The following is a 13,197-nucleotide window of genomic DNA, read 5'->3' on the forward strand; positions in this document are numbered from 1 at the left end:
CCCATGAAGGAGCCCCAGTCACTCGGTGACCGGGGCTCGACAACACCTGGCGGCGGGTCCGCGGCGGCGGACTCCTCGGGACCTCAGCGGACGGGGTGCCCCGCCCCCCGCAGCGTCTCCTTCACCTCGCCGATCCGCAGATCGCCGAAGTGGAAGACCGACGCGGCCAGCACCGCGTCCGCGCCCGCGTCGATGGCGGGCGGGAAGTGCGCGAGCCGGCCGGCGCCGCCGCTGGCGATCAGCGGGACGTTCACGTGCTTGCGTACGGCCTCGATCATCTCGATGTCGTACCCGTCCTTCGTGCCGTCCGCGTCCATCGAGTTGAGCAGGATCTCGCCCGCGCCCAGCTCGGCGGCGCGGTGCGCCCACTCGACGGCGTCGATGCCCGTGCCCTTGCGGCCGCCGTGCGTGGTGACCTCGAAGGAACCGGCCTCGGTGCGCCGGGCGTCCACGGACAGCACCAGCACCTGCCGCCCGAACCGCTCCGCGATCTCCCGGATGAGGTCGGGCCGCGCGATGGCGGCGGTGTTGACGCCGACCTTGTCCGCGCCGGCCCGCAGCAGCTTGTCCACGTCCTCGGCGGTGCGGACGCCGCCGCCCACCGTGAGCGGGATGAAGACCTGCTCCGCCGTGCGGCGCACCACGTCGTACGTGGTCTCCCGGTTGCCGGAGGACGCCGTGATGTCGAGGAACGTCAGCTCGTCGGCGCCTTCGGCGTCGTACACCTTGGCCATCTCGACGGGGTCGCCCGCGTCGCGCAGGTTCTGGAAGTTGACCCCCTTGACGACCCGGCCGTTGTCCACGTCCAGGCAGGGGATGACGCGTACCGCGAGCGTCATGACCGCGCACCTCCGTTCTCCGCCCTGGGGCGGAACGCCTCCACCTCGACCTCGACGACCAGGCTCGGGTCGATGAAGCCGGAGACGATGAGCATGGACGTGGCGGGGCGCACGTCGTCGAAGAGCTCCTTGTGGGCGCGGCCCACCTCGTCGACGTCACGGGCGTGGGTGATGTACATCCGCGTGCGCACCACGTGCTCGCGGCCGAGCCCGAGGGTCTTCAGCGCGTCCAGCGCCGCCCGGAAGGCGTTGACCGCCTGCTCGTACGGCGTGCCCGCGTCTATCACGCCACCGACCACGGAGGTGCAACCGGAGACCAGGACCAGGCCGTTGGGCAGTTCCACGGCCCGCGAGTAGCCGACCGCGTCCTCGAACGGACCGCCCGAGGAGATCCGCCGTACTCCGTCGTCGGTCATACGGAGACCGCCTCCAGCGCCTCTTCCAGCGTGAACGCCTTGGCGTACAGGGCCTTGCCGACGATCGAGCCCTCGACGCCGAGGGGCACCAGCTCGGCGATGGCCCGGAGGTCGTCCAGGGAGGACACGCCGCCGGAGGCCACGACGGGGCGGTCCGTCGCCGCGCACACGTTCCTCAGCAGTTCCAGGTTCGGGCCCTGGAGCGTGCCGTCCTTGGCGATGTCGGTGACCACGTACCGCGCGCAGCCCTCGGAGTTCAGTCGCTCCAGCGTCTCGTAGAGGTCGCCGCCGTCGCGGGTCCAGCCGCGGCCGCGCAGCGTGGTGCCGCGGACGTCGAGCCCCACCGCGATCTTGTCGCCGTGCTCGGCGATGACCTTGGCGACCCACTCGGGGGTCTCCAGCGCCGCGGTGCCGAGGTTGACGCGGGTGCAGCCGGTGGCGAGGGCCGCGGCGAGCGTGTCGTCGTCGCGGATGCCACCGGACAGCTCCACCTTGATGTCCATGGCCTTCGCGACCTCGGCGATCAGGGCGCGGTTGTCGCCGGTGCCGAACGCGGCGTCCAGGTCGACGAGGTGCAGCCACTCGGCGCCCGCGCTCTGCCAGGCGAGGGCGGCCTCCAGGGGCGAGCCGTAGGACGTCTCGGTACCGGACTCGCCGTGCACCAGGCGGACGGCCTGCCCGTCGCGGACGTCGACGGCGGGGAGGAGTTCGAGCTTCGAAGCCATCAGAGGGTTCCGATCCAGTTGTTCAGCAGCTGCGCTCCGGCGTCGCCGGACTTCTCGGGGTGGAACTGCGTGGCCCACAGGGCGCCGTTCTCGACGGCGGCCACGAAAGGCTCGCCGTACGTCGACCAGGTGACCTTGGGCGCGCGCATCGCCGGGTTCGCGACTTCCAGGGACCAGTCGTGGACGGCGTAGGAGTGCACGAAGTAGAAGCGGGCGTCGGCGTCGAGGCCCGCGAAGAGCTCCGAGTCGGCCGGCGCATCGACCGTGTTCCAGCCCATGTGGGGCACGACGTCGGCCTGGAGCGGGCCGACCGTGCCGGGCCACTCGTCCAGGCCCTCGGCCTCCACGCCGTGCTCGATGCCGCGGGCGAAGAGGATCTGCATGCCGACGCAGATGCCCATCACCGGGCGGCCGCCGGAGAGCCGGCGGCCGATGATCCAGTCGCCGCGGGCCTCCTTGAGGCCCTTCATGCAGGCGGCGAAGGCGCCGACGCCGGGCACCAGCAGGCCGTCCGCGTTCATGGCGGTGTCGAAGTCGCGGGTGATCTCGACCTCGGCGCCCGCGCGGGCGAGGGCCCGCTCGGCGGACCGTACGTTCCCGAAGCCGTAGTCGAAGACGACGACCTTCTTCGGGTCGCTCACGCCCACACCTCCAGCCTCATGACGCCCGCGACGAGACACATCGCGGCACCGATGGAGAGCAGCACGATGAGGCTGCGCGGCATCTTCTGCTTGGCGAAGGAGTAGACGCCGCCGAGGAGGAAGAGTCCGACGACGATCAGGATGCTCGACAGGCCGGTCACAGTGTCTTTCCGTTCGCTTCTGCGCCCTGGCGGCGCGCCGGCCGGGTCATCGTCGTCCGCGGCCCGGTGGCCGCGCGTGCGCCGCTCACAGCGCCCCCTTCGTGGAGGGCAGGATGCCGGCGGCGCGCGGGTCGCGCTCGGAGGCGTACCGCAGGGCCCGGGCCAGGGCCTTGAACTGGCACTCCACGATGTGGTGGGCATTGCGCCCGTAGGGCACGTGCACGTGCAGCGCGATCTGCGCCTGGGCGACGAAGGACTCCAGGATGTGCCGGGTCATCGTGGTGTCGTACTCGCCGATCATCGGCGCCATGTTCTCGGGCTCGGTGTGCACGAGGTAGGGGCGGCCGGAGAGGTCGACGGTGACCTGGGCGAGCGACTCGTCCAGCGGGACCGTGCAGTTGCCGAAGCGGTAGATCCCCACCTTGTCGCCGAGCGCCTGCTTGAAGGCGGCGCCCAGGGCGAGGGCGGTGTCCTCGATGGTGTGGTGCGAGTCGATGTGCAGGTCGCCCTCGGTCTTCACGGTCAGGTCGAACAGACCGTGCCGGCCGAGCTGGTCGAGCATGTGGTCGTAGAAGCCGACCCCCGTCGACACGTCGACCTTGCCGGACCCGTCGAGATCGATCTCGACGAGGACCGACGTCTCCTTCGTGGTGCGCTCCACGCGTCCTACGCGGCTCATGCGCTCTGCTCCTTCTTCAGTTCACGGACCGCGTCGAGGAACGCGTCGTTCTCTTCGGGGGTCCCGGCGGACACCCGCAGCCATCCCGGCACGCCGTTGTCCCGGACCAGGACGCCCCGGTCGAGGATCCGCCGCCAGGCCTCGTGGGAGCCGTCCGCGCCGTCGAACCGCCCGAACTGGACGAAGTTCGCGTCGGACTCGGTGACCTCGTAGCCGATCGCGCGCAGTTCGGCGACCAGCCGGTCGCGCTCGGCCTTGAGCTGCTCCACGTAGCCGAGCAGGGTGTCGGTGTGCTCCAGGGCGGCCAGCGCGGTCGCCTGGGTGACGGCCGACAGGTGGTACGGCAGCCGGACCAGCTGGACGGCGTCCACGACGGCGGGATGCGCGGCGAGGTAGCCGAGGCGCAGCCCCGCCGCCCCGAAGGCCTTGGACATGGTGCGCGAGACGACGAGATTCGGCCGACCTTCGAGCAGCGGCAGCAGCGAGTCGCCGTGGCTGAACTCGATGTACGCCTCGTCCACGACCACCATCGACGGCTTGGCCGCCTGGGCCGCCTCGTACAGCGCGAGGACCGTCCCGGGCGGGACCGCGTTGCCCGTGGGGTTGTTGGGGGTGGTGATGAAGACCACGTCGGGCCGGGTCTCGGCGATGGCCTGCTCGGCCGCCGCGACGTCGATCGTGAAGTCCTCCTTGCGGGGACCGGAGATCCAACCGGTACCGGTGCCGCGCGCGATGAGCGCGTGCATCGAGTACGACGGCTCGAAGCCGATCGCCGTGCGGCCGGGGCCGCCGAAGGTCTGCAGCAGCTGCTGGATGACCTCGTTCGACCCGTTGGCCGCCCAGACGTTCTCCCGGCCGACGCGGTGGCCGCCGGTCCGCGTCAGGTACTTGGCCAGCTCCGTGCGCAGCTCCACCGCGTCCCGGTCGGGGTAGCGGTTGAGGTCACGGGCGGCCTCGCGCACCCGCTCGGCGATCCGTTCGACGAGCGGCTCGGGCAGCGGGTACGGGTTCTCGTTGGTGTTCAGGCGTACGGGGACGTCGAGCTGGGGCGCGCCATAGGGGGACTTGCCGCGCAGCTCGTCCCGTACGGGGAGATCGTCGATTCCGAAGCTCACTGGCTCTCAGGCACCTTCCAACCGAACCGGGCCTTGATCGCCGCGCCGTGCGCGGGCAGGTCCTCCGCCTCCGCGAGCGTCACCACGTGGTGCGCCACGTCGGCCAGCGCGTCCTTCGTGTAGTCCACGATGTGGATGCCACGCAGGAAGGACTGGACCGACAGGCCGGAGGAGTGGCAGGCACAGCCGCCGGTGGGCAGGACGTGGTTCGAGCCCGCCGCGTAGTCGCCCAGCGAGACCGGGGCCCAGGGGCCGACGAAGATCGCGCCCGCGTTCCTGACGCGGTCGGCGACGCGGGCGGCGTCGGCGGTCTGGATCTCCAGGTGCTCCGCGCCGTACGCGTCGACGACCCGCAGGCCCTCCTCCACGCCGTCGACGAGCACGACGGCGGACTGCCTGCCGCCGAGCGCCGGGACGATCCGGTCCTCGATGTGCCGGGTGGCCGCGACCTGCGGCTCCAACTCCTTCTCGACCGCGTCGGCCAGCTCCACGGAGTCCGTGACGAGGACGGCGGCGGCCAGCGGGTCGTGCTCTGCCTGGCTGATCAGGTCCGAGGCGACGTGCACCGGGTCGGCGGTCGCGTCGGCGAGGATCGCGATCTCCGTGGGACCGGCCTCGGCGTCGATGCCGATCTTGCCCGCGAAGTACCGCTTGGCGGCGGCGACCCAGATGTTGCCGGGGCCGGTGACCATGTTCGCGGGCGGGCAGGACTCGGTGCCGTGCGCGAACATGGCGACGGCGGTCGCGCCGCCGGCCGCGTACACCTCGTCGACGCCGAGCAGCGCGCAGGCCGCCAGGATCGTGGGGTGCGGCAGCCCGCCGAACTCGGCCTGGGCGGGTGAGGCGAGCGCGATGGAGCCGACGCCGGCCTCCTGGGCGGGGACGACGTTCATGATCACGGAGGACGGGTAGACCGACCGGCCGCCGGGCGCGTAGAGACCGACGCGGTCGACGGGGACCCACTTCTCGGTCACCGAGCCGCCCGGCACGACCTGGGTCGTGTGGGCGGTGCGCCGCTGCTCGCGGTGGACGAGCCGGGCGCGCCGGATCGACTCCTCCAGGGCGGCCCGCACGGCCGGGTCGAGCGTGTCGAGCGCGTCACGGAGTGCCTCGGCCGGGACGCGTACGGATTCCAGCCGGACGCCGTCGAATTTCTCCGCATAGTCGATCAGCGCCGCGTCGCCCCGATGATGCACGGCCTCGCAGATCGGACGCACCTTCTCCAGTGCGGCCGAAACGTCGAAGTCGGCTCGGGGCAGCAGGTCGCGCAGGGCGGAGCCCTCGGGGAGGGCGTCGCCGCGCAGATCGATTCGGGAGATCACAGGCCCAATTCTCTCAGACGGCGACAAGGCGCCGGACGCCCGTATCAGTGGCTGATACAGGCCACCTTCGGTTCACCGGAAGATCCTCGTCACCAGTAGCGTTCGGGCCGTCACCGAGCGGGCATTGAACGATTGTACGAAACCCGCGAGTAGCTGGGGAGGAAGGAAGAGCCGTGACCGAGGGTGCCGGCATCCGCAACGGGGACCTGCCGGACGAACTGACCGCCGCCGAAGCCGGGATGTGGCAGGCCTTCCGCAACGGCAGCGTGTACGACCTGCGCAGTGGGGACACCACCGTCGACGATCCGCACGGCGGCCATCCGTGGGGGCCCGAGCGCAGCGTGCGGGCGCGGATCGTGGCGTGGCTGCTGCTCGACGGCCCGCCGGCCCTCCAGGGCAGGGTCTCGTCCCTGAAGCTGACCGGTGTCCGGATCACCGACGTCCTCGACCTCGCCGGCGGCACCGTGGTGCCGTACGTCGAGCTGAAGGGGTGCCGGTTCGAGAAGGAGGTCCTGCTGCCGGAGGCCCGCTTCACGACCGTACGGCTGGTGGACTGCTCGGTGCCCCGGCTGGAGGCGGCCCGGCTGCACACCGAGGGCGATCTGCACCTGCCGCGCTGCCGTTTCCACAACGGGGTGCGTCTGACCGACGCGCACATCGGCACCGATCTGCTGCTCAACCAGGCCGTCGTCTACCGGGACCGGCGGGGGCGCTCGCTCACCGGCGACGGCATGACCGTCGGGCAGGACCTCCAGGCCGAGATGCTGGAGTCGCACGGCGAGCTCAGCCTGCGCGGCGCCACCGTCGGCGTCTCGCTCAGCCTGCGCGGCAGCAAGCTGAACAACCCGTACACCCGGCTGGCCCTGAACGCCCCACAGCTCACCGTCAACCGCACGCTGTACATGACGCCGGCGGGCATCGGCAATCCGCTGCTGACCAGCGGCACCACGCCGGCCCGCGGCACGCTGGTGCAGCGCTTCGAGTGCCAGGGCGGCATCCGCCTGGACGACGGCCGGTTCGGGGACGCCGTCGACCTCGAACGGGCCCGGTTCGTCCTCGACGACGACCAGGAACTGTCGCTGCGCCGGGTCCAGACGCCCGAACTGCGCTTCCTCGGGGAGAGCCCGGAGCGGGGCCGGGTGGTGCTGTCCGGCGCGCGCGTCGTCAACCTGATCGACCGGGCGTCCAGCTGGCCGGGTCCCGGCAGCCTCCACATGGGCGGCTTCACCTACGAGAGCCTGGTGCCGCAGGGCGCCTTCCCGCTGACCCGGCGGCTGGAATGGGTGGCGGCGGCGACCGCCGAGTACAACCCGGAGCCGTACGAGCGGCTGGCCACGGTGCTGCGCAACTCCGGGGAGGACGAGGACGCGCGCGAGGTGCTGCTCGCCAAGCAGCGCCGCCGCCGCGAGACCCTGCCGCTGGCCGCCAAGCTGTGGGGGTACGCGCAGGACTGGACGGTCGCCTACGGGTACCGGCCGGGGCGGGCCGCGCTGTGGATGGCGGTGCTGTGGGCGGCGTCGTCGATCGCCTTCTCGCACGCCAGCCATCCGCCGATCGACGGCAACGGGCATCCGCCGTGGAACGCCTCGCTGTTCGCCCTGGACCTGCTGCTGCCCGTCATCGACCTGGGCCAGGCCGGCTTCTGGCAGCTGCGCGGCGGCTGGCAGTGGCTGGCCGCGGCGGTGATCCTCCTCGGCTGGATCCTCGCGACGACCGTGGCGGCGGGCGCGACCCGGCTGCTCCGGCGCGGCTGAGGCGGGGCCCGGCCGCCGGCGCGGGGCCTGTGGGGCGGGCGGTACGAGGGCTCCCCCGGACTCGCACACACGACCCCGCATGCCGCACGAACAGCCGTCGAACAGGTGAGCAACAGTCAGCTTTTACTCGCCCTTGACCAATGCGCATACAACCAAACGACGGTTACAAAAGCGTCACCGCATACCCCCTGGCAGACCCCCGACCTGCGTCTTTCAATGGTCGACACCATGGCACTGCTGCGCGCGTTCATCCGTACGGCACGGATGGCCAGAAACACCTCGCGCCTCGCCGCCGGACTGCCGGCCGACGACGAGGTACTGCTCGACGCCCCCGACGAGCGTCTCGGTCCCGCCCTCGTCGCGGCGGCCCGCGGCGAGTACGGGCCGGCCGCCAAGCTGCTCACCACCACACGCGAGGCCGCCGAGTGGGAGAACCGCGACCGCTACGCGATGCGCCTCGCGACCTTCGCCCGCTCCCGCGACGCATGGCTGCGGGAGTGGCAGGCCGCCGCGCCGCACGATCCGGACGCCCTGCTCGTGAAGGCCGAGCTGGCGGTGCGCCGGGGCTGGGAGTCCCCGGCCCGTGCCGAGCTGCTCCGCGAGGTCGGGCCGCTGATCACCGCGGCCGCCGAGGGTGATCCGCGCGACCCGGTCCCCTGGCGGATCGCGCTCGACCACGCCCGCGGCACGAACGTCGGGCACTCCGAGTTCGAGCAGCTGTGGGGCGAGGCCGTACGGCGCTCCCCGCACCACTACGGCTGCCACGTCGCGGCGCTCCAGTACCTGTCGGCCGCCTGGTACGGCTCGCACCGCGAATGCTTCGACTTCGCCGAGACGGCCGCCCAGGACGCGCTCCCCGGCTCGCTGGTGCAGGCGCTGCCGGTGCGTGCGGCCTTCGCCTACCTGACCGAGGGCGGCGGAGCGAAGGTCCCGCGCGAACGCCTGGACGCGGCGGCCGACCTCGCCGTGGCCCTGTCCTCGACGTACACGGAGTCCGATCCGTGGCCCGCGGAGGTCCGCAACCTGCTGATGTACGTCCTGGTCCGGCTGGAGCGCTGGACGGACGCGCTGGAACAGCTGCGCCTGATCGGCCCGTACGCGACGTCGTTCCCCTGGGACAGGGTCTCCGACGACCCGCTCGGCCAGTTCCTGGAGCTGCGCGACGGCATCCGGCTGGAGGTCGCCTCGGGCCTTCCGCTGCGCTCGCCGGGCCCCGATCCGCATCCGGGGAGTGGGCGCGACGGACGCGCCCGCTCCGGCGACCATTAGGCTTTCCCGTCGTGACCACCGTCCGGCTCCCGCTCTTCCCCCTGAACTCGGTGCTCTTCCCGGGGCTCGTGCTTCCTCTGAACGTGTTCGAGGAGCGCTATCGCGCCATGATGCGCGATCTGCTGAAGACCCCCGAGGACGAACCGCGCCGATTCGCCGTCGTCGCCATCCGCGACGGGCACGAGGTCGCTGCGTCCGCGCCCGGCATGCCGGACCAGACGGCCGTGCCCGAACGCGGACCCGCCGCCGGCTTCGGCGACGACCCTGCCAAGGCCTTCCACCAGACGGGCTGCATCGCGGACGCGGCGACCATCCGGGAGCGCGCCGACGGCAGCTTCGAGGTGCTCGCCACGGGCACCACACGCGTACGGCTGCTCTCGGTGGACGCCTCCGGGGCGTTCCTGACGGCCGAGCTGGAGGAGCTGCCCGAGGACCAGGGCGAGGAGGCGGGGGCGCTCGCCGAGGGCGTCCTGCGGGCCTTCCGCCAGTACCAGAAGCGGCTGGCGGGCGCCCGGGAGAGGTCCCTGTCCACCGGGGCCGACCTGCCGGACGAGCCGTCCGTCGTCTCGTACCTCGTCGCGGCCGCCGTGATGCTGGACATCCCGGCGAAGCAGCGGCTGCTCCAGGCGCCGGACACGGCGTCCCGGCTGCGCGAGGAGCTGAAACTCCTGCGCGCCGAGACCGCGATCATCCGTAATCTGCCGTCGTTGCCGGCGTCCGACCTGACGCGCGGCCCGACGAGTCTCAACTGACGCATCCGAGAAGGCCGATGGCGAAGAAGTCGAAGAAGCAGCAGTCCGGGGGCACCCCGGCGACGGTGGCGCTCGCGGACGCGGGCGTCGCGTTCACGGTCCACTCCTACGAGCACGACCCGTCCCACCCCTCGTACGGCGAGGAGGCCGCGGAGGCCATGGGTGTCTCGCCGGAGCGGGTCTTCAAGACCCTGGTGGCGGACGTGGACGGCGCCCTCGTGGTCGCCGTGGTCCCCGTGGCGGGCTCCCTCGACCTGAAGGCGCTGGCCACGGCGGTGGGCGGCAAGCGCGCGGCGATGGCGGACCCCGCGGCGGCCGAGCGCACCACGGGCTACGTCCGCGGCGGCATCTCGCCCCTGGGCCAGCGCAAGAGGCTCCGCACGGTCCTGGACTCCTCGGCCGCGGCGCACGCCACGATCTGCGTCTCGGCGGGCCGCCGGGGCCTGGAGGTGGAGCTCTCCCCCGACGACCTGGCGAAGCTCACGGACGCGGTCTCCGCGCCCGTCGGCCGTGCGTGACCCCTCGACGGACGTCCCGTCCTCGGTTAAGTACGAGGGACATGTCGAAGAAAACACGCAAACGCAAGTGGCGCATCAAGAAGGGCCGCTCCAACCACGGCCGCCGTCCGGCGTGACCCACTCCCCCGGTGCCGGCCCGTCCGGCGCCTGAGGAAGGGCCGTACGGACCGGAACGGGGGCTCCGGAGGGCGCCGGCCCCGGGCGGACGACGAGCGGGGACCCGGCGGACGAACCGCCCGCCGGGCACAGCCGGCGCCGAGCGCCTGCCCGGGCCTGTCCGATCGGGCCTGTCCGATCGGGCCTGTCCGATCGGGCCTGTCCGACCGGGCCTAGGCGGCCGGCGGCGCGGAGGGACCGCCGGTGTAGGGGCTCTGGTACGGATCGGGATCCCGCGGACCGAACAGCGCGGTGAGCCCGAGGTGGACGACGAGCGCCGCCACGGTCCAGGCCAGCAACGCCCCCTTGGCGCCCAGCTTCAGCGGCGCGGAGAACGTCACCCCCTTGCCCACGGCCTTGGCGTGCGCCACCACGTTCTGCGTGGGCCCGAGCCAGACCCCGATCCGCCACGCGATCAGCGAACCGAGCAGCCCCCCGACGGCCAGCGCCACGACCAGCGGCACACCGCCGCGCCGCCGCACCAGGAACACGACGAGCGCGCTCACCGCGCCGAAGCCGAGCGCGAGCAGGGTGAACGTTCCGTCGACACCGATGGCCTGCTCGCCCTCGGTGTCCTTCAGATACACGGCGCTGTCGTCCGCGATCAGCGGCACATGCGGCGCCAGCCACCACCACAGCACCCCGAGGAGCAGTCCCGTGAGCGCCACGGCCACGGTGATCACGGCGGCCTCGCGCACTTCGGTCTTCATCCCGGGGCCGTCCTGTTCGTACGCGACGCCACCGGCGGGGGGAACCTGCCAGGCGTCGTGCGGGGGCTGTCGGTGCGGCGGCGGGGGCGGAGTCAGCGGAGCGGTCACCCTGACATCGTGCCAGGCCCGGCCGGCGGGCGCGTCACCGGACGGCGGCCCGGCGGTACGCCCAGGTGGCGAGGGCCAGCGATACCGCCCCGACACCCGCGCAGACGGCCAGGTCCACGAGGACCGCGGTCCAGTCGGGATGCGCCCCGAAGGTGCGGGCGAACGCCTCGACGCCGTACGTCGAGGGCAGCAGGTCACGGCCGTACTGCACGACCGTGGGCAGCCGGTCGGCCGGCAGCACACCCAGCAGCAGCGCCGCGGACATCCCCAACTGGCCCAGCAGAGTGGCGAGTTCGGGCCGCGGGGCGAGGAGTCCGAGCGCGGCCCCGAGCCCCGCGAGCGCGGCACCCGCGAGCGGGATGACCGCGGCGAGCACCCACAGGTGGGCCATCGGCAGCCCGAAGAGCACGCTGCCGAAGACCGCGGTGGCGATGGTCCCGGGCACGGTGAAGGACGCGTAGGCGCCCGCGGCGCCGAGCACGACGGCGGCGGGCGGCACGGGCAGCGTCGCGTAGTGGTCGAGCCCGCCGCTCGCCCTGAGCTGCCCGAAGTACTGCGCGAGGAGGTTGAGCGCGACGAAGGCGACCACCAGGACCGACGACCCGGCGACCACGGCCCGCGCCTCGGCGCCGCCGTCCACCACTCCACGCATCAGGATCATGATCCCGACGGACTGGAAGGTGGCCACGAACAGCAGCGGGATGCGCGCGACACGCGCCCGGGAGAGCTGCGCACGGTACACGGCGGCCAGCGAGGGCCACAGCCGCGCACGCGGCCCCAGCTCCGCGGCGGCACCGGGCTCCTCGGCCACGGGCAGCGCACTGCCCGGCAGCACTCCGGCGGGTACGACACTCACGTCGAGCTGCTTCCCTTCGCTTCGGCAGCCGTCCTGTTCCCAACGCCCACGGTCTCCCCCGGGTTCCGCGCACCCGCGGGCCCTCGAAGGGTACGTACGATCCGTGCGTCCCGCGCACTCACGCCTTCACCAGCCCCTGCGTGTTGCCCCCGAGCGCCAGGTACACGTCCTCCAGGCTCGGGGTGGCCAGGGTGAAGTCGTCGAGGGCCGCGAACGCCGCGCCGCCGGTGACGGTCGCAACGGCCGCGCGGGCCTCCTCGGGGGCCAGGCGCAGGGTCCAGCGGCGGCCCGACTCGACGGCCCGGGTCCGCAGCGCGGCGACCTCGGGCACCTCCAGCGGGGCGCGCTCACGCCACACGAGTTCGACCCGCACCTCGCCGGCCACCCGCTCCTTGAGCCCGGCCGGGGTGTCGCAGGCGATGACGCGGCCCCGGTCGAGCACGGCGACCCGGTCGAGCACGGTCTCGGCCTCGATGACGTTGTGGGTGACCAGCAGCACGGTCGTGCCGCGCTCGGCGCGGCGGCGGTCCACGGCCGCCCAGACGGCACGGCGGGCCACCGGGTCCATACCGGTCGTCGGCTCGTCGAGGACCAGCAGCGGGCGCTCTCCGACGAGGGCCGCGGCGAAGCAGGCGAGCCGCCGCTGCCCGCCGGAGAGCTTCTTCAGGGGGCGGGAGGCCAGCGGGGTGAGTCCCAGCTCGTCGAGTACCGCGTCGCGCTCCGAGCGCGCCTGCCGCAGGTCGAGTCCGCGCAGCCGCCCGGTCGTCTCGGCCGCCAGCGACACCGTCAGCTCGTCCAGCGCGGTGGACTCCTGGCCGAGGTAGGCGAGGATGCGGGCCGCCCGGTCGGGGTGGCGCACGATGTCGTGCCCGAGGATCTCGACGCTGCCGCTGTCGGGGCGCATGAGGCCGGTCAGCTGCCGTACGAGGGTCGACTTCCCGGCACCGTTGGGTCCGAGCAGTCCGAAGATCTCGGCACGGCGGATGTCCAGGCGTACGCCGTCGGTGGCCCGCACCTCGGGCGTCGGCGGGGTGCCGCGGTGTCCGCGCAGCGGCGGATAGGTCTTGGTCAGTCCGCGCACCGCGCACACGACGTCGCCTTCGTGTCCGTCCGGGACCGTCTGTGCCGTGCGCGTACTCACGAAGGACGAGGGTACGGGGTCCGATGCCCCGTTAT

The 13,197-nt window shown here is 72.7% G+C and carries 15 protein-coding genes; 4 read left to right on the top strand and 11 right to left on the bottom strand.

Features of this window, described 5'->3' with window-relative positions:
- Positions 1–83: 83 nt before the first annotated feature.
- From hisF to hisD, 8 genes are all read right to left on the bottom strand, one after another.
- Positions 84–839, bottom strand: a complete 756-nt coding sequence (gene hisF, locus ACSYGO_RS14740; protein WP_460386836.1) for an imidazole glycerol phosphate synthase subunit HisF — start codon at positions 837–839, stop codon at positions 84–86.
- Positions 836–1,255, bottom strand: coding sequence for a RidA family protein (locus ACSYGO_RS14745; RefSeq protein ID WP_426675905.1), 420 nt, complete (start codon positions 1,253–1,255; stop codon positions 836–838). The genes hisF and ACSYGO_RS14745 overlap by 4 nt, the downstream gene beginning before the upstream one ends.
- Positions 1,252–1,980 (bottom strand): bifunctional 1-(5-phosphoribosyl)-5-((5-phosphoribosylamino)methylideneamino)imidazole-4-carboxamide isomerase/phosphoribosylanthranilate isomerase PriA, encoded by a 729-nt coding sequence (gene priA / locus ACSYGO_RS14750; RefSeq protein WP_095933680.1) that lies wholly within the window; start codon positions 1,978–1,980, stop codon positions 1,252–1,254. Before priA ends, ACSYGO_RS14745 begins: the two co-directional genes overlap by 4 nt.
- Positions 1,980–2,621, bottom strand: coding sequence for an imidazole glycerol phosphate synthase subunit HisH (gene hisH / locus ACSYGO_RS14755; protein WP_432176581.1), 642 nt, complete (start codon positions 2,619–2,621; stop codon positions 1,980–1,982). The genes priA and hisH overlap by 1 nt, the downstream gene beginning before the upstream one ends.
- Entirely contained in the window at positions 2,618–2,782 is a 165-nt protein-coding gene (locus ACSYGO_RS14760) for a hypothetical protein (protein WP_028803161.1), read from the bottom strand. Before ACSYGO_RS14760 ends, hisH begins: the two co-directional genes overlap by 4 nt.
- An 85-nt stretch (positions 2,783–2,867) precedes the next feature.
- The gene (hisB, locus tag ACSYGO_RS14765) at positions 2,868–3,461 is read right to left on the bottom strand and encodes an imidazoleglycerol-phosphate dehydratase HisB (protein WP_010987556.1); all 594 of its coding nucleotides are present in this window, start codon (positions 3,459–3,461) and stop codon (positions 2,868–2,870) included.
- Positions 3,458–4,576 carry a histidinol-phosphate transaminase gene (locus ACSYGO_RS14770; RefSeq protein WP_426675902.1) on the bottom strand — a complete coding sequence of 373 codons (1,119 nt, stop codon included), beginning with the start codon at positions 4,574–4,576 and terminating at the stop codon, positions 3,458–3,460. The genes hisB and ACSYGO_RS14770 overlap by 4 nt, the downstream gene beginning before the upstream one ends.
- The gene (hisD, locus tag ACSYGO_RS14775) at positions 4,573–5,898 is read right to left on the bottom strand and encodes a histidinol dehydrogenase (protein WP_426675901.1); all 1,326 of its coding nucleotides are present in this window, start codon (positions 5,896–5,898) and stop codon (positions 4,573–4,575) included. Before hisD ends, ACSYGO_RS14770 begins: the two co-directional genes overlap by 4 nt.
- Positions 5,899–6,071: 173 nt before the next feature.
- Between hisD and ACSYGO_RS14780 the strand changes: the two genes are divergently transcribed.
- From ACSYGO_RS14780 to ybaK, 4 genes are all read left to right on the top strand, one after another.
- Positions 6,072–7,652 (top strand): oxidoreductase, encoded by a 1,581-nt coding sequence (locus ACSYGO_RS14780; protein WP_426675900.1) that lies wholly within the window; start codon positions 6,072–6,074, stop codon positions 7,650–7,652.
- Positions 7,653–7,868: 216 nt separating this feature from the next.
- Positions 7,869–8,921: a hypothetical protein gene (locus tag ACSYGO_RS14785; protein ID WP_426675899.1), complete on the top strand. Its 1,053-nt coding sequence runs from the start codon at positions 7,869–7,871 to the stop codon at positions 8,919–8,921.
- 11 nt (positions 8,922–8,932) lie between these two features.
- Positions 8,933–9,673 (top strand): LON peptidase substrate-binding domain-containing protein, encoded by a 741-nt coding sequence (locus ACSYGO_RS14790; protein ID WP_095933685.1) that lies wholly within the window; start codon positions 8,933–8,935, stop codon positions 9,671–9,673.
- 17 nt (positions 9,674–9,690) lie between these two features.
- Positions 9,691–10,191: a Cys-tRNA(Pro) deacylase gene (gene ybaK, locus ACSYGO_RS14795; protein ID WP_432176578.1), complete on the top strand. Its 501-nt coding sequence runs from the start codon at positions 9,691–9,693 to the stop codon at positions 10,189–10,191.
- A 329-nt stretch (positions 10,192–10,520) separates the two neighbouring features.
- Here ybaK and ACSYGO_RS14800 read toward each other — a convergent pair whose 3' ends face one another.
- The 3 genes from ACSYGO_RS14800 to ACSYGO_RS14810 all read right to left on the bottom strand — a co-directional run bounded on the left by ACSYGO_RS14800 (position 10,521) and on the right by ACSYGO_RS14810 (position 13,111).
- Positions 10,521–11,165, bottom strand: a complete 645-nt coding sequence (locus ACSYGO_RS14800; protein ID WP_426675897.1) for an AAA family ATPase — start codon at positions 11,163–11,165, stop codon at positions 10,521–10,523.
- A 34-nt stretch (positions 11,166–11,199) separates the two neighbouring features.
- On the bottom strand, positions 11,200–12,021 hold the full coding sequence (locus tag ACSYGO_RS14805) for an ABC transporter permease (RefSeq protein WP_426675896.1): 822 nt from the start codon (positions 12,019–12,021) through the stop codon (positions 11,200–11,202).
- Positions 12,022–12,139: 118 nt separating this feature from the next.
- A complete protein-coding gene (locus ACSYGO_RS14810) occupies positions 12,140–13,111 on the bottom strand; it encodes an ABC transporter ATP-binding protein (protein WP_426676052.1) in 972 nt (323 codons plus the stop codon).
- Positions 13,112–13,197 lie beyond the last annotated feature (86 nt).

This window comes from Streptomyces krungchingensis (assembly GCF_054729265.1).